At 43.3% G+C, this 25598-nt stretch carries 24 protein-coding genes and 1 riboswitch; of the genes, 7 read left to right on the top strand and 17 right to left on the bottom strand.

Features of this window, described 5'->3' with window-relative positions; all coding sequences use genetic code 11:
• Positions 1–6: 6 nt before the first annotated feature.
• Complete coding sequence (locus L3V43_RS12120; protein WP_010607137.1) at positions 7–3105, top strand: efflux RND transporter permease subunit; 3099 nt, start codon at positions 7–9, stop codon at positions 3103–3105.
• Positions 3102–3638, top strand: coding sequence for a peptide-methionine (S)-S-oxide reductase MsrA (gene msrA, locus L3V43_RS12125; RefSeq protein WP_237116669.1), 537 nt, complete (start codon positions 3102–3104; stop codon positions 3636–3638). The genes L3V43_RS12120 and msrA overlap by 4 nt, the downstream gene beginning before the upstream one ends.
• A 41-nt stretch (positions 3639–3679) precedes the next feature.
• Here the strand turns inward: msrA and L3V43_RS12130 are convergent, their stop codons facing one another.
• The 3 genes from L3V43_RS12130 to L3V43_RS12140 all read right to left on the bottom strand — a co-directional run bounded on the left by L3V43_RS12130 (position 3680) and on the right by L3V43_RS12140 (position 7798).
• Positions 3680–4657, bottom strand: a complete 978-nt coding sequence (locus L3V43_RS12130) for a hypothetical protein (RefSeq protein ID WP_237116644.1) — start codon at positions 4655–4657, stop codon at positions 3680–3682.
• A 425-nt stretch (positions 4658–5082) separates the two neighbouring features.
• Positions 5083–6945, bottom strand: coding sequence for a TonB-dependent receptor (locus L3V43_RS12135; protein WP_237116643.1), 1863 nt, complete (start codon positions 6943–6945; stop codon positions 5083–5085).
• A gap of 34 nt (positions 6946–6979) precedes the next feature.
• Positions 6980–7226: riboswitch (cobalamin riboswitch) on the bottom strand.
• A gap of 89 nt (positions 7227–7315) precedes the next feature.
• Positions 7316–7798 (bottom strand): YajQ family cyclic di-GMP-binding protein, encoded by a 483-nt coding sequence (locus L3V43_RS12140; protein ID WP_102057584.1) that lies wholly within the window; start codon positions 7796–7798, stop codon positions 7316–7318.
• 152 nt (positions 7799–7950) lie between these two features.
• On the opposite strand from L3V43_RS12140, the gene L3V43_RS12145 reads away from it, so the two are divergent.
• Positions 7951–8301 (top strand): VanZ family protein, encoded by a 351-nt coding sequence (locus tag L3V43_RS12145; protein WP_174170590.1) that lies wholly within the window; start codon positions 7951–7953, stop codon positions 8299–8301.
• Positions 8294–9196, top strand: a complete 903-nt coding sequence (locus L3V43_RS12150; protein WP_237116642.1) for a 2-dehydropantoate 2-reductase — start codon at positions 8294–8296, stop codon at positions 9194–9196. Before L3V43_RS12145 ends, L3V43_RS12150 begins: the two co-directional genes overlap by 8 nt.
• A gap of 615 nt (positions 9197–9811) precedes the next feature.
• Here the strand turns inward: L3V43_RS12150 and thiI are convergent.
• Entirely contained in the window at positions 9812–11269 is a 1458-nt protein-coding gene (thiI, locus tag L3V43_RS12155) for a tRNA uracil 4-sulfurtransferase ThiI (protein ID WP_010607129.1), read from the bottom strand.
• 221 nt (positions 11270–11490) lie between these two features.
• A complete protein-coding gene (locus tag L3V43_RS12160) occupies positions 11491–12147 on the bottom strand; it encodes a TetR/AcrR family transcriptional regulator (protein WP_010374241.1) in 657 nt (218 codons plus the stop codon).
• 185 nt (positions 12148–12332) lie between these two features.
• Here L3V43_RS12160 and coaD point away from each other — a divergent pair, with 185 nt between their 5' ends.
• Positions 12333–12815, top strand: coding sequence for a pantetheine-phosphate adenylyltransferase (gene coaD, locus L3V43_RS12165; RefSeq protein ID WP_010374242.1), 483 nt, complete (start codon positions 12333–12335; stop codon positions 12813–12815).
• Positions 12812–14170, top strand: coding sequence for a capsule assembly Wzi family protein (locus L3V43_RS12170; protein ID WP_237116641.1), 1359 nt, complete (start codon positions 12812–12814; stop codon positions 14168–14170). Before coaD ends, L3V43_RS12170 begins: the two co-directional genes overlap by 4 nt.
• A gap of 191 nt (positions 14171–14361) precedes the next feature.
• Here L3V43_RS12170 and L3V43_RS12175 read toward each other — a convergent pair whose 3' ends face one another.
• From L3V43_RS12175 to argC, 7 genes are all read right to left on the bottom strand, one after another.
• Positions 14362–14817, bottom strand: coding sequence for a hypothetical protein (locus L3V43_RS12175; protein WP_233525185.1), 456 nt, complete (start codon positions 14815–14817; stop codon positions 14362–14364).
• Between the two features lie 66 nt (positions 14818–14883).
• Positions 14884–15042: a hypothetical protein gene (locus tag L3V43_RS12180; RefSeq protein ID WP_167310205.1), complete on the bottom strand. Its 159-nt coding sequence runs from the start codon at positions 15040–15042 to the stop codon at positions 14884–14886.
• Positions 15043–15219: 177 nt separating this feature from the next.
• Positions 15220–17085, bottom strand: coding sequence for an argininosuccinate lyase (argH, locus tag L3V43_RS12185; RefSeq protein ID WP_237116640.1), 1866 nt, complete (start codon positions 17083–17085; stop codon positions 15220–15222).
• Between the two features lie 14 nt (positions 17086–17099).
• Complete coding sequence (locus L3V43_RS12190) at positions 17100–18311, bottom strand: argininosuccinate synthase (RefSeq protein ID WP_010607125.1); 1212 nt, start codon at positions 18309–18311, stop codon at positions 17100–17102.
• Between the two features lie 11 nt (positions 18312–18322).
• On the bottom strand, positions 18323–19243 hold the full coding sequence (locus L3V43_RS12195) for an ornithine carbamoyltransferase (RefSeq protein WP_010374249.1): 921 nt from the start codon (positions 19241–19243) through the stop codon (positions 18323–18325).
• A 9-nt stretch (positions 19244–19252) separates the two neighbouring features.
• Positions 19253–20032, bottom strand: coding sequence for an acetylglutamate kinase (gene argB, locus L3V43_RS12200; RefSeq protein WP_010607124.1), 780 nt, complete (start codon positions 20030–20032; stop codon positions 19253–19255).
• Positions 20029–21039, bottom strand: coding sequence for an N-acetyl-gamma-glutamyl-phosphate reductase (argC, locus tag L3V43_RS12205; protein WP_029215897.1), 1011 nt, complete (start codon positions 21037–21039; stop codon positions 20029–20031). Before argC ends, argB begins: the two co-directional genes overlap by 4 nt.
• A 177-nt stretch (positions 21040–21216) precedes the next feature.
• Between argC and argE the strand changes: the two genes are divergently transcribed.
• Positions 21217–22365, top strand: coding sequence for an acetylornithine deacetylase (gene argE, locus L3V43_RS12210; protein ID WP_237116639.1), 1149 nt, complete (start codon positions 21217–21219; stop codon positions 22363–22365).
• 64 nt (positions 22366–22429) lie between these two features.
• On the opposite strand, the gene L3V43_RS12215 is transcribed toward argE, so the two are convergent.
• The 5 genes from L3V43_RS12215 to ltrA form a co-directional block, all read right to left on the bottom strand.
• Entirely contained in the window at positions 22430–22660 is a 231-nt protein-coding gene (locus L3V43_RS12215; protein WP_328265963.1) for an IS3 family transposase, read from the bottom strand.
• A 74-nt stretch (positions 22661–22734) separates the two neighbouring features.
• Positions 22735–22944 (bottom strand): DDE-type integrase/transposase/recombinase, encoded by a 210-nt coding sequence (locus L3V43_RS12220; protein WP_237116638.1) that lies wholly within the window; start codon positions 22942–22944, stop codon positions 22735–22737.
• Positions 22945–23501: 557 nt separating this feature from the next.
• Positions 23502–23711: a hypothetical protein gene (locus L3V43_RS12225; RefSeq protein WP_237116637.1), complete on the bottom strand. Its 210-nt coding sequence runs from the start codon at positions 23709–23711 to the stop codon at positions 23502–23504.
• 172 nt (positions 23712–23883) lie between these two features.
• On the bottom strand, positions 23884–24021 hold the full coding sequence (locus tag L3V43_RS12230; protein WP_237116636.1) for an HNH endonuclease: 138 nt from the start codon (positions 24019–24021) through the stop codon (positions 23884–23886).
• Complete coding sequence (ltrA, locus tag L3V43_RS12235; protein WP_237116635.1) at positions 23958–25535, bottom strand: group II intron reverse transcriptase/maturase; 1578 nt, start codon at positions 25533–25535, stop codon at positions 23958–23960. The genes L3V43_RS12230 and ltrA overlap by 64 nt, the downstream gene beginning before the upstream one ends.
• Positions 25536–25598: the final 63 nt, after the last annotated feature.

Consider the following 25598-nt stretch of genomic DNA (forward strand, 5'->3'; position numbering starts at 1 on the left):
GGCGACGTGAGAATCACTGATACGGCGGTAAAGCGCCCGATCTTCGCGATCGTTATTAACTTACTGCTGCTGACCTTTGGCTTAGTGGCATTTACTATGCTACCGCTGCGCGAATATCCTGATATTGAAACCCCAATAGTCAGTGTAAGCACTAACTACACAGGTGCATCAGCGGAAGTAGTAGAAACCAAGATCACCCAAGTATTAGAAAACCGGATTTCGGGGATCGAAGGGATCAAAAGCATAAATTCAAGTAGCCGCAATGGTAGTTCCAATATCACTATCGAATTTAATATCGATCGCGACATCGACGCTGCTGCAAATGATGTGCGTGAGCGCGTTTCTCGGGCGCTGGATAGGTTGCCAGAGCAAGTTAGGCCGCCTGAAGTATCGAAATCAAACAGCGACGAAAGCCCTATCGCTTGGTTTGTACTCAACAGCGAAACCATGGATACCTTGCAGCTTTCAGACTACGCCCAGCGCTTTATCGTTGACCGCCTGGCGGTTGTTGATGGCGTATCGAATGTACGTATTGGCGGTGAACGTCAATACGCCATGAAGATTTGGCTAGACCGAAAAGCGATGGCCGCTCGTGGAGTCACAAGCAGTGATATTGAACAAGTGCTACGCAGAGAAAACGTAGAATTACCCGCTGGCGAAATAGAATCCGTAGACCGTGATTTCTCTGTTCGTATTGCCAGAAGCTATAAGACTCAAGAAGACTTTGACAACCTAGTGATTAAGCGTGGCGAACAAGGCTATTTGGTGCGACTTGGTGAAGTCGCGCAGGTGGTACTTGAAGCCGCTGACGACGAAAGTACCTTCCGTGGTAATGGTAAAAATATGATTGGCCTTGGCGTTGTAAAGCAAGCCAAAGCCAATACGCTAGAAGTGGTCGACAACGCCCGTAAAGAGCTTGAAAAAATAAAACGCAACCTGCCTCAAGGTACCACCATAGAAGACAGCTACGATTCTTCTATTTTTATTCGTGAGTCCATTGCGGAAGTATACAGCACACTTGCGATTGCCATGGCGTTGGTGGTACTCGTTATCTACATCTTCCTTGGCAATATCCGCGCTACGCTGATCCCTGCTGTTACCGTGCCGGTAGCCTTAGTTGCAACCTTTATGTTCTTGCTGGCCATGGGGTATTCTATCAACTTGCTGACGCTTCTTGCACTTGTGCTTGCCATCGGCCTTGTGGTCGATGACGCCATTGTAATGCTGGAAAATATCTATCGCCGTATCGAGCTTGGCGAACCCAAGTTACTGGCGGCATACCGTGGCGCGCGTGAAGTAGGCTTTGCCATCATTGCAACAACCCTGGTTTTGGTTGCCGTGTTTATTCCCTTGGTCTTTATGGATGGTCGTATTGGTGCCCTATTTACCGAGTTTGCCTTTGCAGTAAGTGCTGCGGTGCTGTTCTCCAGTATTACCGCGTTGACCTTGTCTCCAGCCCTTTGCTCCAAAGTATTAAAACCTAGTAATAAAGAAAACCGCTTTAGTCAGTGGATGGACCGTCAATTTACTCGACTAGAACAAGGGTATCGCCGTGTTTTACAAGACAACTTATCGCGCAAATACAGCCTGATCGTGATGTTGGCACTAGCGGGTTTTACCAGCTATAGCCTGTTTAAACAGATCCCGTCTGAACTGACACCAAAAGAAGACCGCGGTACTTTCTTCGTTATGATGAATGGTCCTGAAGGGGCAAGCTACGAAAACAACTCGCAAAATATGGCAAAAATTGAAGAGCGCCTACTTCCTTATGTAGACTCAGAGGAACTTAGCCGCGTGCTTATTCGGGTACCTGGTTGGGGTGGTCAAGGCGGTGTTGCTATTATCGGCATGCCAGACTGGGATGAGCGAAAACGCTCTACTTGGGAAGTCATGGATGAGATCAGCGGTAAAATGCAAGATGTTACAGATATTCGCGCCTTTGCTATTATGCGCCGTGGTATTGGCGGCGGCGGTAACTCACGCCCCATTGAGTTTGTACTACAAGGCAACGACTATGACGAATTGGCCGCATGGCGTGATCGCATCCTAGAACGCGCACGAGAAAATAAAGGACTGGTTCGCCTCGATCACGATTACAAAGAAACCTTCCCACAGTTTTTGATAAGCATTGATAAAACCAAAGCCGCAGATTTAGGCGTGTCGGTAAGTGCCATCGGCCAAACGCTAGAAACCATGCTGGGACAACGTCGTGTTACCACCTTTATTGACCGCGGTGAAGAATACGATGTGATCTTAAAAGGCACCAAAGCCGACTTCTCTGCCCCAGATAATATTTCTGATATTTATGTGAAATCTCGTAGCGATGAGCTCGTGCCATTAGACAGTTTGATCACCATAAAAGAAGAAGCCACAGCTTCTCGATTAAACCGCTACAACCGTATGCGCGCAATCACTATCACGGCAAACCTCGCTGGCGACTATACACTGGAGCAAGCGCTCGACTTTTTAAATAAAGTTGCCGCCGAAGAGAATGATATCGACGGTGCCATCGACTACAAAGGCGAGTCACAGCTGTTTTATGAAGGTGCATCAGCGATGACCTATGTGTTCATTCTGGCGCTCACCGTTACTTTCTTAGTATTAGCCGCACAGTTTGAAAGCTTTGTCCATCCACTGGTTATCATGCTCACCGTACCGCTGGGCTTAGTCGGTGCGATGTATGGATTATTTATCACCGACAGCACGCTAAACATTTATAGCCAAATTGGTATTGTCATGTTGATTGGCCTTAGCGCCAAAAACGGTATCTTAATCGTGGAATTTGCTAACCAATTGCGTGACAAAGGCATTGCCTTCGAACAAGCCATTGTTGATGCTGCTGCGCAGCGATTAAGACCTATTATTATGACCTCGCTAACAACCGTGATGAGCTCTATCCCGCTTGTGTTTGCAACAGGCCCTGGGTTCGAAAGCCGCATGGTGATCGGTGTCGTGATTTTTGCCGGTGTCAGTGTTGCCACCATTTTAACCTTGTTTGTTATCCCAACCGCCTATACTTTACTAGCTAAGCAGACGCAATCTCCAGAAGAGACGACAAAACGTCTTGAGGAGCAGTCGAAACAACATCCTGAGCAGGAGGTATAATGGCAACTTTACAAACCGCAACTTTTGGTGGTGGTTGTTTTTGGTGTATTGATGCGGCATTTCGCCGCGTCAATGGTGTTGAGTCAGTGCAGTCAGGTTACGCAGGTGGCCACACAGATAATCCCACCTATCAAATGATATGTCGGGGAGACAGTGGTCATGCTGAGGTAGTCCAACTGCAATTTGATGCCGATATTGTCAGCTTTGATACTTTGCTTAATATGTTTTTTACCCTGCATGACCCAACGCAGTTGAATCGCCAAGGCAATGACATTGGTACTCAGTACCGCAGTGTGGTGTTTTATCATGACCAGCAGCAACAGCAGCAAACTCAAGATTGTATTGCGCAGCTTCAAAATCAGTTGAGTGAAAAAATAGTGACTGAGGTTAGCCCAGCGCCTGAATTTTATCCTGCTGAGCACTATCACCAAGATTATTACACTGAAAACCCAAATCAAGGCTATTGCAGTGTGATGATTGCCCCTAAAATTGCAAAATTTGAAAGCTATTTTGCGGCAAATTTAAAGCACTAAACTTGTGTGCCGAACGCAATAGATTGCGTTCGGCTTACGCCTTACGGCAACATAGGTATAGCAAATACATAAAAACTAGTGCGGCCATCTTTAATCCGCAAATGCCCACGCGTTACTTCCATTTCTAAATTCGCAGTATCACCAGGTCTTAAGGTATCTAAGCCTTTAAGCGGAACGACACCTGAATTGATTAACTGGGCGTTGTGTTTAATGACCTGCGGAATATCTTCGCTCATATCCACACCCAAGAATTCAAACACATCAATCACAATACGGCTAAATTCTGTATAAAGCTTGTCAAAAATCCCCGGAGTCAAGGTATCTATCAAATCGAGGATCCACGGCAGCTCTACTTTTGTCGTCACCACAGGCTTAAAGCTAGAAATTAAAGGATCTAACTCAAGCTGCTGGGTACGTACATCATACTTACCTTTGATGGTGACATTTTCGTTGTTAATATAGACATGGATATAAATATTCATCCCAAGCTGCTTCTTACGAAACTTAGCGTAAGACTTCAAATCGAAGCCATCGATCAACACCGGTACTTTATTTTGTGCATCGACTCTACCTGCGATTTTCATATGCATAGTGCCGTAGAGACTAGTCGTGTGGCTTACTTTATTTGAACTAGATTGTGCGGCAATATTATTGACGATATCGGTCGTCAACTCTTTGTAGTTATGTTCTACATTCGAAAATTGCTGATGAATGATATCTGAAACCTGCGTATACATTTCCTTTGGACCTTGGCTAGATGTTGTCCTGCCAGTAGACCAACACTCTCCACCAGTATAAATCACAGGCACAGATATAGGCGTTAGGTGATCGTTGCCGGGGTGGCGATAATACATCATGCTGCGGATCCGATTACAGGTTTGCGATGGCGCGTTAAACCAAGCGAAATCGCCCGTCATTGATTGTGTTGAAAATTGAGGTTCAAGCTGGTTTTCAGGTAGCGAAGCTTGCGCTGATGTGACAATCCCAAGCGTGAGTAACCCAAATAATAGTGACTTCATGTTCTTTTCCTTAAGGTAGTAATAATACAAATCAAATCTATTATCAACCACACATAAAGCAGAACACCAGTTACAAATGTAATGCAACTAGGGCCTGTTGATCTTTCAAGTTTGTTTTTGCAGCAGTTTGACTGGTATTTATACAAGGCAGAGCCTGCGTAGCATAGTTATTCTATGTAAGTCAGGTGATAACACAGTAGAAGTGCCAGTCAAGCGCTGCCCTTTGGGTTCACCTGAGTACGCTTTGTTCATTGTTGCTCAACTTTTGCCTAGATTACTAGGCGGCAAGTCGAGCGTCGCGATCAAAACACACTCAGAAGAACAAAAACCAAACAGCAAAGGTCAACAGGCCCTAAATGATAAATAAGAAAAGTGATCCATTACTCACGATGGATCACTCTGGGTATTGAAAAGCAGTTAACGCATTAGAAGCTGTAGCTCACACCAACGTAGGCTTGTCTACCTAGTGGCTTATAGCCCAGTAAAGAGCCATCTTTTGCTTCGCCCGCTGTGGCATTGAAATAACGCTTATCGGTTAAGTTTTCAATACGGCCATTTAACTTGAATCCGTCGAAAAACGTATAGTTAGCAGCTAAGTTAAACAGCGTATATGACGGTAAAGTCACTGTATATGCACCTTCAGCTCCCCATACTTTTTCGTCGCGATTACCTCTATGGACTAAGGTCAGTGTTGCGTCGACATTTTCCCACTCTTTACTGACTGAATAAGTTAAGGTGCGTCTCGCTCTGCGCTGTAATTGCTTATCGGTATCTGCGTCTTTAGCACTCACATAACTCACATTTACCGTATGCTCGATACCAAAGTTGTCTTCAATTTCAACAGAAAGATCAGCACCTTCAAAGTCAGCGCGCTGAACATTGTAAGGGATGTATTTCCATTTATCATTTTGCTGATAAACGATTTTATCGGTAATACGGTTATCGTATACCGCAGCTTCCACACGGAAGTTCTCGCCGCTCCATGTAACAATAATTTCGTTATTAGTAGCTTCTTCTGGCTTAATATTTGGGTTAGGTAAATAGTAAGGACTATCAATCACAAACGCCTGTGATAAAGAAGGTGCTCTAAAGGCAGTACCATGATTCAACTTAACACTTAGGCCATCCATGAGTTGCTTGCCTACAGCAACCGTGTAGGTGTTTGCACGACCATGAAAATCATAATCATCCGTTCTCAGTACAACCTCTGCCAGCCAATTTTCATCGTTGTAAAACCCACCGAGTGCTAAAGATAAATTATCACGCTCAGGCTCTGAAAAAGAGGCGGTAGAATCACCAACATCTTCATTTAGAAAGGTAAAGTTACCCGTGAAGATCAAAGCTTCAGTTAAACTATATTGCGACTGATATTCAAATTGGCTGCGTTTGGTGATATAAGCGTTATCGTCAGCACTATTACCGATTTGAACATTTTGTTCCTTACCTAAGCTGTATGACGCACTTTGGCTAAACTTATCAGTACGTCTTTTCCACGCCAACTTATTGGTGTAGTTATGGAAACGGTAAGCATCACTACCAAAAGAGTCATACTCCCCCTCACCTTCACTGTACTGTGAACGTAAGCTAAAAATGCCACTTTCTTCATCACCATACTGCACATTTAAACCGGCATTACCGTTATAATATCCATCACGGTCATGGTTTTTTGTGATTGCAGCTTCAGGGTCTTTCTCAATCACATCATAGCCATCGGTATGAGTGTAACCCGCATTAGCTGCAATACTAAACTTGTCTTTTTTGTAATTTACCGTCGCTTCGGTCTTGGAGTAATTGTTACTCCCAGTAGTAAACGCGATAGTATTGTTATTCCCTTCGCGACTAATAATGTTAATCACGCCAGCAATGGCATCTGAACCATAAATCGCAGCTTTGGCACCACGAATGATCTCAATTCTTTCGATGCTATTAAGTGGTAAATTAGTGAGCGAATTGTCACCGGAGTTTGCATCCGTCACTCGAACCCCATCGATTAACACTAGCGTATGCTTAGCGTCATTACCGCGTAGGAATAAACTCACGCTTTGGCCGAAGCCACCGTTTCTAACCGCTTGAATACCAGAGACATTATCGAGTAGCGATACGACATCTTGCACATTGCTTTTTTCAATTTCAGCACGACCTATAACCGTAATGGCAGACAGTGCGCTTTCTAGAGATTGTTCAAATTTATTGGCAGTAACAGTGATATGTTCAACATTTTGATCAGCAAACGCTGAAAAAGAGAGCGCCGTCGCTATCGCCGCGCTTAGAGCAGTTTTATTTAACATGGTTTCCCCTAACTTGTACCCACCGTACAAGAACACAAAGTGACTGTTTCAAGGCCGGTCTCCGGGCTCAGTAAACCTGCAAATTAGCAGTTCACTCTACCGTTGCGGGGGCAGCACTGGCATAGAACCGATCCAAGCTAATCACGTGCAATAAACTGTCTTATTCAATTTATTGTTGATTAACGCAATTAGGTGTTCCCTTGTGTTCGCACCAGTTTCCCGATTATCTATACACTTAGCAACCACACTAGGTTGTGTACAGCACCTTGAAAATGCGAGGCTATTGTCTTGGGTTTCGGAATGATTGTCAATGGACGTCTAGAAATCCAAAAGTGCAATCTATGCACTTTTGGAATGAAGTAAAGCGTAATTAGTCGCGGAAGTTTTTGAATTGAAATGGTTGGCCAAGCTCACCGGTACGAACCAATTGCATCGTTTCTTGCAAATCGTCACGCTTTTTACCCGTTACACGCACCGTATCGCCTTGAATTGATGCTTGAACTTTAACTTTTGAGTCTTTAATAAGCTTAACCAGTTTTTTCGCCATCTCTTTGTCGATGCCTTGTTTTAACGCCACCTTGCGCGATACGTATTTGCCTGAGCGTTCAATGTCTTTTAGCTCGAAGCTTGCCACATCAAGGCCACGCTTTGCCGCTTTACCCACTAACATATCAAACAACTGCATAACTTGCTGTTCTGCTTCCGCTTTAAGGTTGATCATTTCACCGTTAAGCTCGATTGATGCATCTACGCCACGAAAATCAAAACGCGTATCAAGCTCGCGAACCGCGTTGTCTACGGTATTTTTTGCTTCTGTCATATCAATTTCAGATACAATATCAAATGAAGGCATGCTTCTCTCCTAAAGTCATTTTGGCTCGATTATAGCAGTTTATGCTTAATTTGAGTTACTTTAAGTTTTTAAACAGCGTATTAGGATGTTCACCCAATGGACAGTTTTCGATGGTATACTGCTCGCTTAGTCATACAGAAGTAGGATGTATTGTGACACGGCGCGTTTATAAAGCTCTTTTGATTATCTCTTTAATTATATGTACGGTGCTATTCGCAAAGGAAATTAGCTTGTCTCCAAAGCTGTTCCCAAATATCGATAAAGTGGCGCATTTTGGTGTATTTTTTGTGCTTGCGTTTATCTCTCACCATGCTTTTAAAGTGAAAGTATGGACACACATAGTACTGCTGTCCTTGTATGGTGCAGGAATTGAGTGGATGCAACATTCATTACCGTATCGCCAAGCATCTACCGCTGATTTTTTCGCTGATTTAGCCGGTGCGGTCAGTTATTTTGTTCTATTTTATATTTGGGCAAGTTGGCGCAACAGAAAACATGGCTAACATACATATTTTAGGTGAAGGGGCGATAGGATTACTGCTCGCCCAGCACCTTAGTCAATCTCATCAAATTACGCTGATCACTCGAAACAAACGCGCGGCGACTTATCGCTATCAAACAGCAAGTATTCAACAAACCATCCCATGCAGTACAAAAACGCTTGCAGAACTTCCAGCTAGCAGTATAGATACGCTAATCATTCCTGTTAAAGCATATCAGGTCATCGAAGCACTCCGAGCGCTTCACCCTGCACTTTCAAAAAATGGCACGCTAATCCTTAGTCATAATGGCATGGTAGATTGGTCTGGTGAGTTAGCAGCGCTTGATAAAACACAATCAGCCTACTTCTTAAGCACATCCATCGCAGGCTATAAAGTCGCAGACACTGTGCATCATACAGGACAAGGTGCAACTTGGTTTGGGCCGTTAAATTTACCAGCTGAATGCCACTACCAGCGCGTATTCTCGCAATTGTTTAGCACATTTGACAATGCTCAAACCACGTTTGACATCATGCCAACACTTTGGAAAAAGCTGGCGGTTAATATTGCCATTAACCCGTTAAGTGCATTGGAACAAGTCGCAAATGGTCAGCTAAGACAGCCCAAATACGCGGCCCAAATCCTTAATTTAATGAATGAAGTACAACTTGTGGCCACAAGTACAGGCGTGAACTTAGCGCTTAGCGAGCTAGTCACGCTTGCTTACACCGTAATGGCGCAAACTGCAAACAATCGCTCTTCAATGAATCAGGATATCACGAATAACAGACGCACAGAAATTGACGCCATGTGCGGGTATATTTGTGAGCTAGCAGCGAAGCAAAATATCGATGTGCCGTTTAATCAACAGTTACTTGAGGAAGTGAATAAGCGCTGGCAGCTAGCGCGACAATAGACTTAACTTCTCGGCGGGTAAACCGCCCCCCACAAAGTTATTTGCACAGCGAATTAGGGATACAGCTCGTTGAGAGTTTTTGCAATACTTGCAAGCAGCTTAACTGCTAAAACCGTAGAAGGTTTCATAAGCAGCTAATACCAATTGAATTAATTCTCTAATCAATTTGAAGGGTGAAATAGCATATTAGCTTCGTTAAAAATTTCTCATTTAGAACAACTAAATAGCAAAATTTTTGCCTTGCTACTAAAGCTATTTCCCCGCTTCAAGATAGATCATTTACTTAATACAACTGGTATAATTCCCCTTTCATCACACCTGAGAAGCATAAGCCGATATGCAATGCACCGGCGGGATGTCGGTTGCTTTCCTATCAGTTTTTTGGTTTTAGGCTTCAGTATGATGTCGGGGCGACGTTTTCTTGATTCGCTCGATTGTGTCGTTTCAAAAGAATGAACGAGGAGCGCATGGCTGCGCTTTGATACTAACTGTGGAGGGCAGCTACAAAATACCTAGTAAATAAACGAGGATAAACAAGCAACCTATAACCTCCCCACAAAAAACGCACGTTGGGTAAATCCTAAAGTCTCACCCAACGCTTGTTAACACGCTTTTTTAAGGACGGTACACCTTGACGTTTGCATAGCCATTTTCATGCAGAATAAGTGCTTGTAACTGGCTCATTACGCCTTTCGAACAGTACAAGTAGTATGCTTTGTCCTGTGGTAAGTCGCCAAACTTAGTGGCTAATCTAAAGAAAGGTAAGTGGATCACTTGTGCACCATCTAGCTCTAGAGGGTTTGCATCTTCCTCTTCTGGAGAACGAATATCCAGTACCACCGCGTTGTCCGGTAATTCACTTACCGATTCCGCTTCTTTCACCTCTTCTTTTGCTTCAGCTTCAATGTCGCGAATATCTTTTACCGTCGCGTTAGCTACAACCGTATTCAATACATCAAAGTCAAACTTTTCTTCTTCAGCTAATATCTTGTGAAGCTGTGCTTTTACCGTTGGTTTTTGAGAGATCACACCACAATATTCAGGCATTGCTTCTGCCATTTCATTGGTGCCAATCGCTCTGGCAATACGAATGATCTCTTCTTTATCGTGTTGAATAAGCGGTCGTAATATCAGCATCTCTGTGACACGGTCAATCACGTTAAGGTTAGCCAAGGTTTGGCTCGATACCTGACCAATACTTTCACCAGTTACCAGCGCAGGGATCCCTAAACGCTCTGCAACCACAGCACCTGCACGCATCATCATGCGCTTTAGTACCACGCCCATTTGTCCGCTTTCGATATTTTCAAGAATTTCTGCAACAACCGGCTCAAAGTCAATCGTAATAAATTTAACTTTGTGGGTAGAGCTAAATTGTTTCCACAAATAGTGGCTCACTTGCTTAACGCCAATTTCGTGGGCTGCGCCACCTAAGTTAAAGAACAAAAAGTGCGTTCGCGCGCCTTTTCGCATCATTTGATAAGTCGCAACACCCGAGTCGAATCCGCCAGAAACCAAAGACAGCACGTCTTCTTGCGTTGGTAGTGGGAAGCCACCTAGACCAAAGTGCTGGTGACGAACGATGTAGGCTTTATTGTCTTTGACTTCGATTTTAACCGTCACATCAGGTTTTTTCAGTCTTACACTGGCACCCTCTACATTTTGGTTTAAACCGCCACCAACATAACGCTCCACGTCGCTTGAAGTAAACTCATGCTTACCTTGGCGCTTTACACGCACGCAAAACGTTTTGCCCTTGATCAATGGCTCAACCAAAGCAATCGTTTGTTGGTAGATATCATCAAGCGTGTCGAACTGTGTTTCTTGCACCTCAATAAACTGCACAATACCTGGCGTGCGTTTAAGGTGGTCGATCAGACCAAGACGGGTTTTCTCGTCACTTAGCTCGCTCGTCACTGAGATATTGTCCCAGTTATTTTTAACTTTTACGTTTTCGTCAACGCGAACCAACAGCATTTTGATGTTTTTCTCTAATACTTTGGTAAAACGCTTACGGACGGATTTGCTCTTAATAGCAATTTCGGGATGTAATTTGACGATAAATTTAAGCATAAAAGTCACTCTACTACAGATCGATTATCGGTTGCGATGACGCACTGATTTGACCTAAGCGGACTTTATCGTGGCGCACACTGACCGAGGACAGTTCGGGCGCGCGAGTATATCAAACTCAGAGCCGATTAGGAAATAAACAAACCTTTTCCCTTTGTGCTCTACAAAGAAAGCCTTTTGCCGTGCTCACCCAGGCAAAAGGCCCGCTTAATTATTTCAGGCTAAGCAATACTCGGTAAGCTCGCCTCTGCTAGTGCTTGATAATGCTGCTGAAGTTGTGCCACTTTCGGTGCGCTCATGGGCGTCGCGTAAGGTTTAAAAATCATCAGAACTTTAACAATACCATTGTATATATCTTGTTGCTCAAGGACGCCTGTCATTCTTCTGGCTTTAACATAGGGAGTCCAGAAACTAACGGTCATTTTCAACATATGCGCGAGCTCTTTAGCATCGTCATCATCTATGGTGATCACGCCTGTATCTCTTAGACCAATTACCACAGCTTTTACTTGCTCAAGTAAGCGTGACTGAAAAGCAATGTAGTTTTTTTTCAATTCATCATCACGAGCCAAGATGTCTGTCAGATTGTCGTAGAAAAAGTGATAACGCCACATCAGGTCGAACAAGGAGTCTAAATATTGAGTTAGCTGCTCAAGCGGCTCATTGTGCTGCTCCAGTGGCTTAAAGTGCGTATTTAAATGCTCGCTATAAAGCGCGAATATTTGCCGAATGATGTCTTCTTTATTTTTAAAATGATAGTACAAATTGCCAGGACTAATCCCCAAACTGGACGCTATATGGTTTGTCGTAATCGCGCGCTCTCCATGCAAATTAAATAACGCGATGCTGGTACGTATTATTTTTTCCTTGGTATTCATTACGATTCTCTATCTTTGTTGATAACGTGGTCGCGCTATTGCTAGTGTTAATAGGCTATTGCGCGCTCCATGTGAAAAAATAGCACTAATTTTACCTCTAGATAAGCTTAGATCCGACAAAGCTGACCAGTGTTTTTTCAAAAAAACCTTGTTACCATACAAAAAAATTCAACATAATTACGCTTATGAAAGTCATCGCCCTCTACCCTGGCACATTTGATCCCCTCACTAATGGACATGAAGACTTAATCAAACGTGCAGCAAAAATGTTTGATACCGTGATCTTGGCAATTGCCCATAACCCAAATAAACAGCCTTGTTTCTCACTAGAGCAACGTGTTGCTTTGGCTGAAGAAATTTTAAAGTCACATAAAAATGTAAAGGTGATTGGGTTTTCAGGATTACTCGTTGATTTAGCGAAAGAGCAAAAAGCCAACGTGCTGATCCGCGGTATTCGCGCGGTGTCTGACTTTGACTATGAGTTCCAGCTGGCCAATATGAATCGCCGTTTACATCCCGATTTGGAAAGCGTATTTTTAACGCCATCTGAAAAGAATTCATTTATCTCGTCAACTTTAGTAAAAGAAGTTGCACTTCATAAAGGCAATGTCAGTGAATTTGTTCACCCGCTGGTTGCCAAAGCTTTAGAGGAAAAACTACACGGATGAAAAAGTGCCTATTATCCCTAGCCGTATTGGTTGGTACTTATGCGCATGCTTCACCTTGGATAGAGGTGTCACAAAGTGAGCTTAAACACAGCATAGATTTACTGGTTGCAGAAGGCGTGATAAATCGCCCAGTTAATCAATATCCTCTGTTGTGGAGCGGCATTGTTAATGACCTTGCCGCTATTGATGACAGCAATCTCTCTGAAACCGCAAGCTTTGCATTGGCACATTTACGCCATGCGCTAAAACAAGCAAAAAGAGAAAGATACAGCAGTGTAAAAGCACATTTTAACGGTGCCGAAGAGCGCTCAACAGGCTTTGGTGAACGTCAAAATGAACGTTCTGGCTTGCGTACTTATGGCGTTATTACAGGCGGTGCTGTTAGCGCTAAAGTTGCGGTTAACTACGCAGATGAAGGCCAAGATGGGAAATATGTTAATCACCACGGCAGCCACCTTGCAGTGCTGTTTGGTAATTGGTCTCTCAGCGCTGAGCGGCTAAGCTACTGGTGGGGACCGAGCAACGAAAATGCGCTGATGCTTTCAAACAACGCAGCCCCCATGAAGGCGGTTCGTTTGAGTCGTGCCAATAACAACTACATTGGACCGAGCTTTCTCTCTTTCGTTGGTCCTTGGCAAGTGACGGCCATTATGGCAAAACAACGCCCGAATATAGCCAGTAAAAAGGATGGCGATTTTTGGGGGTTTAGAGCGGCCGTTTTTCCAATTCAAGGGCTAGAACTTGGCTTTAGTACAACATCTAGCGACTTTGTTTATCAACAACAAAACCTTGAAAGCGAAAAGCAAACACAACGCCTCACCAGCGTTGACTTCAAATACTCCACTCGGATAGCTAGTCAACCACTCGCTTTATACGGTGAGTTTGCAGGCAATAACGACAGTGGTGCATTACCAAGCAATCCAATGTACACCCTAGGTATTGAAAGTTATTGGGGTGGTAAAGACTATCGTCTTAAAAGCTTTATTGAATATTCAGATACAAGCATTGATTGTAAAGACGAGCTAAAGCTCGCGCTTTGCCCAAGAGACAATACAGTGGATTCAGCGAACTACCGTGAACGCGACCTCTGGCTTGGAGCAAGCTCGGGATTGGACGCTCAAAACCTCACTTTCGCGTTAGATTACTTCAGCACGGACGGCATTGGTGCTTATGCCAAACTGAAACGAGTTGAATTTGACACACTAGACGTTGAGCGAAACCAGCTGGAACTCGGTTACCAACAAGGTGTGTTTGGCGCGCTTGCTAAAATAGGCGTAAAAGCATGGCAAGATAAGTCTCAGGAAGAAGACGAAAGCCACGCAGCACTTACGTTGAGCGTGGAATATCAGTTTTAACGAGCGGCCATCGCCGCTCTATGATCATGGCGTATAATCCAAGAAGATCTTTAGGAATAAGCAAAACGACAATTAAAAGCTGATCGGTTATATACATTCCGATAGTGTATAACCAGTAAGCACAAAAACAGCAAAACGAACACAACACACTGATAAGTAAGTAAAAACCACAGTTTAAATCGACTAAATTTTCAAGCTACCCTAGCTCTCACCTTACTTATAGCCCATTTAATACCTAACCAATCTTTATTGACTAATAAAGAAGCAACCATAATAAAGTCCACAGAAATCACTATGTATGAGTATAAATACCATAAGAACCAGCGTGTTACATTTTCATAAATATATGTATCTATAAACATAAAGAAGAACATTAAAGTATTAATAACCAAACCTACCGTAATATATAAAACGCCAACTTCGAGCTTTTCATCTTTAAAAAAAGTATACGCGACTAGAAAAAGAATCAATAAGGTAAAGAGATCAAACAAAGCAAATATTCCGTGAATAGCCGTATTGTAGCTATCAGAAGCAATGATAAAATCACTTACAAAGTAGGAGGTAAATAACAGGATAGAAGCAAAGAGTAGCTGTAAATTTTTCTGGACTTTTAGTATATAAAAAAATAGATGTAGCAGTGAGGCCATCAAGAAGCCCCATATTACAAGGGCTCCTATACTCATACCAAAAAAGTCATAAATTAACATTAATCATTAGTACGGTTCTTTAGACCCAGGCGGAATTATTGCACTTCCACGTGCGCCAGATACCATCTCAAGTTTACTTACAGATTGAATCACCTTATCAGAAAGTGGCTTTGCTTGACCAGTTGTTTTAGCTTGATTTTTTCTCGCTAGGATTGTTTTTATCATGAAATTTCCCTCAATATTTACAAATTAGTCTTAACTCTAAAAGTGAGTCATCTAAAAATTATCGAGATTTACTTAGCACAAAACACGCCAACATTTATTAAATCAATTTCAATCGGTTGATTTACATACAGAAAGAACGCTTACTAGCGCTCTTTCTTATTCTGTAAAAGCTTAGTGTTAAGCCACAAATTTACATGGAATACTTAAGCTAGATGTTTGTTTTATAATGAAATCCATCGCAATTTCATCACAGTTATCTTTGCGCAAACACAACTCGCAGTCTTTCATCACTTTTTCAGGCAAGCTATCTTTGGTACAGTTGTTAAAACCTTGTTTCATAAAGAAGCCAGGTACTCTAGTTAGCACAATAATACGATTGAGTGCCAATTTTTTGGCTTTCACCAGTAAATGCTCGACTAAAAGTTGCCCCTGTCCCTTTATTTCGCTTTCGGGATTTACACCCAAAGAGCGAATTTCAGCAAGCCCAGTGTCGTAAATATACAAAGATGCACATCCTGTCACTTTGCCATCGACCTCTGTCACCGCAAACTCATTGATACTATGGATCATATCACTTTTCGCTCGCGGTAGGTTCTCACCTACTTTAGCCCAATATTGGATCAGTCCGGCAATGGCTTCAACATCATCTAAATTGGCATCACGCACTAGGATTTTTTGCTTTTTTTTTGCCGTTTTAATGGCATTGGTCACTTGTGGCAATGAGGTGCCGCCTAATGCTTTACGAGCGGCAATACAAGCGTCAATTTCTAGTACCGGGTAGACATCCTCTGCAATTACTGCGCTGACTTGCTGGAATTCTTCTAAGCTCAGATCCTCGAGGTTTTGCCCCTTACTAATTGCTAACTGCACTAATTCACCGACGATGTGATGGCCTTCCCTAAACGGTATTCCCTTAGCAACGAGATAATCAGCAAGCTCTGTCGCATTGGCGTAACCACCTTTTGCAGCCGCTAACGTCTTATCACCATTAACCTTAATGCCTTTAACGCATGCTTCAGCCATATGAATACACGCAAGCCAAGTTGGCATGGCATCAAATAGGCCTTCTTTATCTTCCTGCATGTCTTTGTTGTAGGCCAAGGGCAAAGCTTTAAGCGTCATCATCATGCCGCTAAAGGCGCCAAAAACTCGACCTGTTTTGCCACGGATCAACTCTAAGGCATCAGGATTCTTTTTCTGTGGCATCAAGGATGAGCCGGACGTCACGCTGTCGGCCAAATCAATAAATCCAGATTCACCAGAGTTGTAAAAGATCAAATCCTCTGCAAAACGAGATAAATGCATCATCGAAATAGACGCACAACTGAGTAGCTCAACCACAAAGTCACGATCAGAGACCGCATCTAAACTATTGCGAGAGGCTTCTCTAAAGCCAAGGTTTACAGCTAACATTTCACGGTCGATAGGATAAGCAGTCCCCGCTAGTGCACCTGAGCCAAGTGGGCACACATTTAACCTTTCAAGCGCATCATTTAAGCGCGACTCATCACGCTCAATCATCTCAACGTAGGCCATACACCAATGACTAAAGAGCACGGGCTGAGCACGCTGTAAATGGGTGTAGCCTGGCAATATAGTACCAAGCTCCTGCTCTGCGAGTACCACAAGAGCTTGCTTGAGTGAACTCAGTGCCACAAGCAATTGCTGCGCCGTTTTCCGGCTCCACAATCTAAAGTCTGTGGCTACTTGGTCGTTACGGCTTCGACCTGTGTGCAGCTTTTTACCTAAATCACCCACTTTGTCGATAAGTTTAGCTTCAACATAAGAATGAATATCCTCATGTCCCGCGGTTGCTACACTGCGCGGATCAGCAATCACTTCATCCAAAAGCTGTTTCAGCGCTGAGATGATCTGCTGATGTTCGCTTTCAGTTAATACATCTACTTGCTTTAGCGCACCCGCCCAAGCGATAGAGCCAACAATATCTTGCTCTGCCAATTGATAATCAAATGGCAGAGAATCATTAAATTGCTTAAATGCCTCATCAGGACCTGATGAAAAACGGCCACCCCATAATGCCATCTCGTTCTCCTACCTTAAGACTGCTTTTGCTTGTTTAACGCCGCTATCCGGCTAGATAGTGAGAATAGACGAATGAATCCCTCCGCATGAGATTGGTCATATACATCATCTTCACCAAATGTGGCAAAATCTTCGCTGTATAAGCTATTGATTGATTGCTTTTGCACTGCATGTACATGGCCTTTATAAAGCTTAAGTACCACCTCACCAGTTGCCTGCTGTGCGAAAGACTCTGCGGCAGCTAGAATTGAATCTTTCAGTGGGGTAAACCAACGACCGTCATAGACTAAGTGTGCAAACTCTTCGCTAAGCGCGGTTTTCCATTTACGACAAGATTTGTCTAAGATCAGCTCATCAATCGCTTGTAACGCAGCCATCATCACAGTGCCTCCCGGTGTTTCATAACAGCCACGAGATTTCATGCCGACCAGGCGGTTTTCAACGATATCCACACGACCAACACCGTGCTGCGCTGCAATCTCGTTTAACTTAACTAGGCACTGATAAGGGCTGTAGCTCTCACCGTTAACACCGGTGATTTCACCCTTTTCGATTAATACCGACACATATTCAGGCTGATCCGGAGCTGCTTCTGGAGAGTTAGTCATGGTCCAAACCTGATCGCTTGGCTCATTCCATGGATCTTCCAATTCGCCACCTTCGTGAGAAATATGCCAAGCATTGGCATCACGACTGTAAATTTTGGTGGCAGAGGCTGCACAAGGGATATTACGCTCGGCCAAATAGTCAAGCAAAGATTCACGACTTGATAGTGACCATTCACGCCATGGTGCAATCACTTTAAGGTCAGGCGCAAGCGCTGAGAAGCAAGATTCAAAACGCACCTGATCATTCCCCTTGCCTGTACAACCATGCGAAAGTGCATCCGCGCCAACTTTACGAGCGATTTCAACTTGTGCTTTGGCGATAATAGGACGCGCCATCGAAGTACCCAGTAAATATGTCCCTTCATAGATAGCACCAGTTTTAAGAGTTGGATAAATATAGTCGCTAACCATTTCTTCTTTTAAGTCGACGATATGGCACTCAGAGGCACCCGATGCGATTGCCTTTTCTTCAACCCCAACCAGTTCTTCTTCACCCTGACCTACATCGGCAACAAAGGCGACAACTTCACAACCGTAGTTCTCTTTTAACCATGGCACAATCGCTGATGTGTCTAATCCACCAGAGTAAGCCAGTACCACTTTTTTAATCTTGCTCATGTTCTTTAACCTCAAACGTAATCTTTGTTTAACAGCGATACCAGCAATGCGTTTTGAGCATGCATGCGGTTTTCAGCTTGTTGAATAATTTTTGACTTTGGCCCGTCCATCACTTCGGAAGTAATTTCAAACTCACGATGTGCTGGCTGGCAATGCAAAATGGTTTGTGCGCCACACGCTTCAACCAATTGTTGGTTGATTTGATATGGCATAAAGGTGTCTTTCACCTGTTCAATTGGCGTTTTATTCCCCATCGAAACCCAAGTATCAGCGTAGAGCACATTGGCACCAGCCGCCGCTTCTACCCGATCACTGACCAGAACTGAGGCGCCATTTACCGCCGCAATTTGTTCAGCTTGCTTTACAATCTGTGCATCTGGAGAATGACCTTTAGGACAAACCGCCACAAAATCAGTACCTAACGTTGCCGCAAGCAACATTAATGAATGTGTTACGTTGTTACCTTCACCGAGATAAGCGATTTTGATCTGACTGACATCGTCGTAAGTTTCAAATAAGGTGAGAAAATCAGCCAACGCTTGGCAAGGGTGATATAAATCACATAGGCTATTCACAACAGGCACAGACGAAAACTCAGCGAGCGTCTCAAGCGTGCTATGGTGATTTACTCGGGCCACAAGGCCGTCAGCCCAAGTAGAAATATTAAGCGCAAAATCTTTTACGGATTCACGCGCCCCCATTGCACCGTTTTGCTGATCTAAATACACAGCATGGCCGCCCAGTTTATGGATACCTATATCGAACGACAGCCGCGTTCTTAAGCTCGGCTTTTCGAATAACGTGACAATCGATTTGCCTGCTAAGGCTTGGTTATATTCTTGCGGTTGATTTTTAATATTTTTTGCAAGCTTTAATAAGTTCAAAACGTTAGTTTGGTCTAATTCCAAACCAGTTAAAAAATGCTTAGTCATGGTGTTTTCCTACGGCAGAATTTGTGTACCTACGTGCTCACCATTGAGCAACGCAATTAAATTTTCTGGCTTTTGCCAGCTAGAGATGTACACCCCTCGTCGTAAGTGTTGGGCAGCGTGAAGACTGGTCTTAACTTTGACCTCCATCCCGCCCACAATGACCTTTTGCGCGATTAACGTTGAGATCTGTTCCGCGTTAAGTTGATTTAATGGCTGTTTATCGCCATCAAGTACCGCCTCAACGTCAGTCATAAAAATAAGTTCTGCACCAAGCTTACTGGCGATAGCTGCTGCTGCTTCATCCGCATTCACGTTGTATAAATGGCCGTCAGCGCCAATACCAACTGAACTAACAACAGGCAACCTGTCAAACTCCAACACCGCTTCAAGCATGCCCCCTTCACTCGCTTCACAGCTACCCACACGGCCAAGCGCTTTAAGCTTTTGAGTTGTGGTAAATCCTGCATCATATAAGCACAGCCCAACGGGCTTGAGCGTGGCGGTAATGGCATCCGCCATCAGTTGCTTGTTAGCACAGCCTGCAAGTGCACCAACAATATAGGGCATTTGCTCTTGCGGACTGATCCGCAGTCCTTGATGTTTTGCAGTAGCAAAACCAGCATCGGTAAGCCACTTATCAACCAGCGCCCCGCCACCATGAACAATCACAAACTGCTTGTGTGGTGCGTCCTGTTGAATTTGCTTGATAGCTGAAAACAATGCTTGCGCTGCACCCTCTTGATTCAACACCGCACCACCTAGTTTTATCACCCAAGTTTGTTTGCTCATGCTGATACTCCTAAACCTTGATAATGCTCAAGTCCCGCCGCCAAGTTCATACATTGTAATGCTTGGCCTGCAGCCCCTTTAAGCAAGTTATCAATCGCGACAACCACGATCAGTTGATTGCCCTTTTGCTGCCAACCAATATCAACAAAAGGCTGATTTTCAACGGCTTTGATTGATGGAAGTTGACTCCCCTTTAATCTGATCAGCGGCTCATCGGCAAGCACTTGGTAAGCGGCATCGACTTGATTTGGTGTGACATTTTCTTTCAGAGTGACGTAGATCGTTTCCAAGATACCACGCTTAAAATTCCCTAAATGCGGCGTAAACAACACTGGGTGCTCAAGGTACTTTTCTATTTCTGGACTATGTCTGTGCGTAAACAAACCGTACGGTGCAAGAGATACTTCGCAAAAGTGTGTGGCGACATTCGCTTTTCTACCTGCGCCAGTAACACCTGAAACAGCATTGATGATAACTGGCTGCTCTGTTATCAGATCAGCTTGTTGTAATGGCTTAAGTGCATTGAGTGCCGCAGTCGGATAACAGCCCGCGACCGCCACCAACTTCGCCGTTTTAATAGCATCGCCGTACCATTCAGCTAGTCCGTATTGCGCTTGCGCTAACCAGTCTTGATGCGGGTGAGAAAAGCCGTAGTAATTTTCGTAGTCTTCATTGCTAGATAAACGGTAACCTCCAGATAGGTCAAAAACCCGTTTCCCCATCTGTAAAAATACCGGTGCAAGCTCTACGCTAACCTTGTGATCCGTGCATAAACACACATAATCCGATGATTGCTCTATCAACGAAAAAGCTTGCTCATTTAAGGGTTGCAGCTCAATATCTAGCAAGCCCGAATATTCTGGATATAAATCGCTGATGAATTTGTGTTTGTCTAAGCTTTGCTCAGATACAAAGCAATGTGCAAGTGTGAAGGCAGGATGCTTGGCAACCAGCTTAGCAAGCTCAGCGCCACTGTAGCCGCTCGCTCCGATTATAGATACTTTCAACATAGTGTTCTCAAGATTAAAAAAGTTTGATTAGGGTTGGTTCTGCTAATTGTTGAAGTCAAATCGTCGCATTGCTGTTCCAAAAATATATTTATGCTAAAAAAGTGAATTGATATTCACTCTAAACATCTTTATATTTTTATGCAAGAACTTTGAATAAGTATTTTAGGAATTTTTATGAAATTGCCCGCTTTTATGGAAATGTATCAGCAACTGATCGCCGCGCCATCTATCAGTGCATTAGAAGAAAGTCTCAACATGAGTAATCAGAATGTGATCCAGCTACTCGCACAGTGGTGCGAAACGTTAGGATTTACTGTCGAAGTAACAGAGCTTGAACATGCAAAAGGAAAATATAATCTAATTGCAAGACGAGGTAATGGCGATGGTGGATTAATGTTGGCCGGCCACACGGATACCGTGCCATTCGACGATAGCCGCTGGCAATTTGATCCTTTTAAATTAAGCGAGCAAGATAATAAATTATATGGTCTTGGAAGTATTGATATGAAAGGTTTTTTTGCTTTCGTATTGAATGCAATCTCAGAGCTTGATGAATTACAGCAAAGTGCTCCTATCATGATTTTAGCCACCGCCGATGAAGAAACCACCATGGCTGGCGCTCAGGAAATTGCTAAACATCCAAGCTTGAAGCCGGCGCGCTGCGTTATTGGTGAACCCACCGATATGGTGCCGGTATTTACCCACAAAGGCCATATGACGACCGCCATCCGTATAGTTGGTCGTTCAGGCCATAGCTCAGATCCAGAGCGTGGCTTAAATGCTATTGAAATCATGCATCAGGTGATTGCAAATTTATTAAAATTAAGAGAAGAATTAAAGAATAAATATTCAACTCCACATTTTGCTATTCCTTACCCAACTTTAAACCTTGGACACATTCATGGCGGCGACAATGCCAACCGTATTTGTGGCTGTTGTGAATTACATATTGATATGCGCCCTTTGCCAGGTCTGAGCATCAAAGAACTACAAGCCATGCTCACGGCAGCCGTAGCACCAATCAATACACATTATCCGAATAGTGTCTCGGTTATAGATATGCACGAACCTATTCCGGCTTTTACCGGCTCGACGGATTCTGCTTTGGTGAAAATGGCTGAACGCCTGTCAGGACAACAAGCAATTGCTGTAAACTATTGTACCGAAGCGCCATTTCTACAACAGCTAGGCTGCGAAACTATCGTCATGGGCCCAGGTTCAATTAATCAAGCACATCAGCCAAATGAATATCTCAATATGGAAAAAATAAAACCATCTCAAGCGATTATTAAATCGCTAATCAAAGATTGCTGCTTTAGTTAAACTTTCCGAACGAACAAGAAAAGCCACCTTAGCTGAAGTGACCCATTAAAGTTGGACATTTCTATTATGCGACTTCCAACGCCTGATTTCGGTATTCTACCGGAATCAGGCCTTTTAATTTGACCTTAATCCGATCGTTATTGTAATAATCAATATATTCATCAATGCATGCCATAAGTTGCTCGGCACTGTCAAAGTAGTGACCATGGTACATTTCTGATTTTAAAAGCGTGAAGAAATTTGCAGCCACTGTATTATCAAAACAATTTCCTTTTCTCAATACACTCCGATTAATTTTTTATTTTTCAAAATATTATGATAACCATGGTGCTGGAATTGCCACCCTTGTTCGCTATGTAGAACCAAGGATCATACTTGACTTAATTCACTCATCGCTTTATCTAGCATCTCAGTCACGAGATGCAATTTAGGTGTGGTCGCGACAGTATGGCTAACGATTTCTTGATTAAATAAATCGATAATAGGAGATAAATACATTTTTTCACCTGCCACTTTACATTCTGTCACATCGGTCATCCACTTTTCATTTGGTTTAGTCCATGTGAAGTTTCGATTCATGATATTTGGTGCAATACGTCCAACTAATCCTCTATATATGAACGATATTTCTCCGGCCTTACAGTCGATTTTAACCCTAGTTTTGCCATTAAACACTGAACCATTTTATGATTAAGTAGATACCTTCTTTACGCAAAACATAATGAATACGCCAACAACCATACCGAGCATTTAAAGTCTGCGGAATTTTCATAATCAGAGGTAAAATGAAGATGAACCATGGATTATATAAACAGAAGTCCAATACCTAATCAGTCTAAAACTGATAGAAAACTCTTGATTCGATGATTCACCATCAAGACAACGCTGTGCGATGCACAGCTTTAATTCTCTGATGTATGTAGACATAAAATAACCCCCAATGTTGGTGTCCAACTACTGGGGGTCAGTTCAAACTGCTAGATTTTTTCTAAAGCGTGTAGTGCTTAAGAGATGATGTTTATGTCGGGTAGCAGCAGTGCATTACTGCACCGCCGCCCCTAAGAACCGTACGAGCGAGTTTCCCCGCATACGGCTCAAGCCTTTATAAATCTGAACCTAAGTACAGACCAGCGACTTTATGGTTGAAACAGTGTCAATAATGAACTCCAATCTATCCTCTGTGATGAGAAAAAAGCAATAGAAGTACCACCAACGCAGAGCCAAAGCCTCTTCAGAGAAAGAAGTATTCGTTCAATCGTATTTAATAACCGACCAAAACTTAATAATATTACCTCAAACTCTTTTATATGCGCTGCAATATACTTGCCCCAAATTGGTTTGTTCATTTTTGACGCCTAGTTAAATCTAATGAAACTAAATTACAACTAGAGAAACTGACTTGTATACCGAAAAGTCACTATTTGTTAATTTAGTCATATTTGCCGTTTTACTTGGCCACTAGATTATCAACTCACCACTTGAACACCACATGTAAAGTAACTTCCATCTAGACAAACCTCAAAAAGTGTGCAGTTGCCTATGACAATTAGGGTGCAGCAACACTAAGTTACTCAGTTCATTACCGCCACCTTTTACTCGTTCAACAATATGATGGATATTCCACCCTGTTTCCTTAGTAATACGATGGCGACACATGGCACAGCTTTGCTGCTGCCTGAGCCAAAGCATAAGCAAAGTTCGTTTACCTTGCATTGACTCTTTCCAAACCCGCTCAAGGCCTGTTCAAAATATGGCTCAAATGCTAAGTCATACGGGTTTGCCTCCGCTTTTAACTTAATATGTCGCTTTATCATGGTATCATTGGTATAAATCAGCCTCTTGGTAAAACCATCGACTGTTATACCTGAAAACGTCCAGTTTCGTGCGCCCACTGATTTAAAGTATTTCGCTTTAATCCAGCGTTTATGACGATTGTTATGTCGTCGTCGGCACCACTGCCACAAAAGTTTCCAAACCCGATAATCCACGTAATTAAATGTCTCTTTCGCCACAATATGACGATGATAGTTAGCCCAACCCCGAAGAATTGGATTTAACTGACTGATCAGCATATCTGCCCTCACAGTCTTTTGACCTTTAACTATGTCGCGAATTTTCTTTAAGACATTCTTCACGCTTTTCGCACTTGGTTTGATTAACATCTTACCGTTATTGTACTTACGTAAATTCTGTCCAAGAAAATCAAACCCCTCGGTTATATGCGTTATCACCGTTTTCTCTGGTGATAACGTAAGCCCACGGTCAGCCATAAAGGCTTCAACGATTGGCTTCACTTCATTTTCCAGCAACTCTTTCGAGATCCCTGTAATAATGAAGTCATCGGCATACCTCACATAATTGACTTTAGTCTTGTAGCTGGCTTTGGTGTTTTTCTTACCAAAGTGGCTTTCCAACATCTCTTCCAAACCATCAAGCGCTAAATTTGCCAATACAGGAGAAATAATTCCCCCTTGTGGTGTACCCGCCTCCGTTGGGTTTAACTTACCAGATTCCATGAATCCCGCTTTCAGCCACTTTCTAAGTACCTGTTTATCCAATGCAACATTGGCAAGTAACCAGTCATGACTGATGTTATCAAAGCAGCCTTTAATATCGCCTTCTAACACCCACTCCGCAGAGCTTTTACGACTTAAATTGACAAAACATTGTTCTATCGCATCAGCCGTTGAGCGCATTGGGCGAAAGCCATAGCTATTTCGATCTGCCGTAGTTTCCGACACAGGTTCAAGAGCCAACAGGTATAATGCCTGCGTTGCTCTATCTAGCATGGTCGGTATTCCTAAAGGACGACGTTTGCCGTTACTTTTCGGAATATAAATTCTACGTAGTGGCTTAGGTTTATACCCTTGCCGCTTCAATCGAAAAGTAGCCTGCCATTTACTTTCAGGCGTACTCCATAACTCCCCATCGACACCAGCAGTCCTTTTGCCTCGATTTTCAGTTACCCGTTTTACCGCTAAACATTTGGCAGCAAACGAGCGCACCAACATACGTTGCAGAGCTTTCACCCTACGCCATTGTTGTTGCTTAGTCGCCTTCGCGATCCGTACTTGTAGCTCTCGCACCGTTAACTCAACCGAATACCAATTGATGGTATGCCAGCTTTGCGCTTGGTGGGAGAACGCAGGTACAACAAACGCTGTACTCATCTTGCTTTTCTCCTGTTAGTCATGACCTAACAAGAACAAGACGCAACTATCCCCTAACGGGAA

This window comes from Pseudoalteromonas sp. L23, assembly GCF_021728455.1.
In the GTDB taxonomy this organism is placed as follows: domain Bacteria; phylum Pseudomonadota; class Gammaproteobacteria; order Enterobacterales; family Alteromonadaceae; genus Pseudoalteromonas.

Coding starts and splice junctions, on each gene's coding strand:
- L3V43_RS12130 (WP_237116644.1), bottom strand. CDS start 4,657: ATGAAGTCACTATTATTTGGGTTACTCACGCTTGGGATTGTCACATCA.
- L3V43_RS12135 (WP_237116643.1), bottom strand. CDS start 6,945: ATGTTAAATAAAACTGCTCTAAGCGCGGCGATAGCGACGGCGCTCTCT.
- L3V43_RS12140 (WP_102057584.1), bottom strand. CDS start 7,798: ATGCCTTCATTTGATATTGTATCTGAAATTGATATGACAGAAGCAAAA.
- L3V43_RS12150 (WP_237116642.1), top strand. CDS start 8,294: ATGGCTAACATACATATTTTAGGTGAAGGGGCGATAGGATTACTGCTC.
- thiI (WP_010607129.1), bottom strand. CDS start 11,269: ATGCTTAAATTTATCGTCAAATTACATCCCGAAATTGCTATTAAGAGC.
- L3V43_RS12160 (WP_010374241.1), bottom strand. CDS start 12,147: ATGAATACCAAGGAAAAAATAATACGTACCAGCATCGCGTTATTTAAT.
- coaD (WP_010374242.1), top strand. CDS start 12,333: ATGAAAGTCATCGCCCTCTACCCTGGCACATTTGATCCCCTCACTAAT.
- L3V43_RS12170 (WP_237116641.1), top strand. CDS start 12,812: ATGAAAAAGTGCCTATTATCCCTAGCCGTATTGGTTGGTACTTATGCG.
- L3V43_RS12175 (WP_233525185.1), bottom strand. CDS start 14,817: ATGGCCTCACTGCTACATCTATTTTTTTATATACTAAAAGTCCAGAAA.
- L3V43_RS12180 (WP_167310205.1), bottom strand. CDS start 15,042: ATGATAAAAACAATCCTAGCGAGAAAAAATCAAGCTAAAACAACTGGT.
- argH (WP_237116640.1), bottom strand. CDS start 17,085: ATGGCATTATGGGGTGGCCGTTTTTCATCAGGTCCTGATGAGGCATTT.
- L3V43_RS12190 (WP_010607125.1), bottom strand. CDS start 18,311: ATGAGCAAGATTAAAAAAGTGGTACTGGCTTACTCTGGTGGATTAGAC.
- L3V43_RS12195 (WP_010374249.1), bottom strand. CDS start 19,243: ATGACTAAGCATTTTTTAACTGGTTTGGAATTAGACCAAACTAACGTT.
- argB (WP_010607124.1), bottom strand. CDS start 20,032: ATGAGCAAACAAACTTGGGTGATAAAACTAGGTGGTGCGGTGTTGAAT.
- argE (WP_237116639.1), top strand. CDS start 21,217: ATGAAATTGCCCGCTTTTATGGAAATGTATCAGCAACTGATCGCCGCG.
- L3V43_RS12220 (WP_237116638.1), bottom strand. CDS start 22,944: ATGAATCGAAACTTCACATGGACTAAACCAAATGAAAAGTGGATGACC.
- L3V43_RS12225 (WP_237116637.1), bottom strand. CDS start 23,711: ATGAACAAACCAATTTGGGGCAAGTATATTGCAGCGCATATAAAAGAG.
- L3V43_RS12230 (WP_237116636.1), bottom strand. CDS start 24,021: ATGTGTCGCCATCGTATTACTAAGGAAACAGGGTGGAATATCCATCAT.
- ltrA (WP_237116635.1), bottom strand. CDS start 25,535: ATGAGTACAGCGTTTGTTGTACCTGCGTTCTCCCACCAAGCGCAAAGC.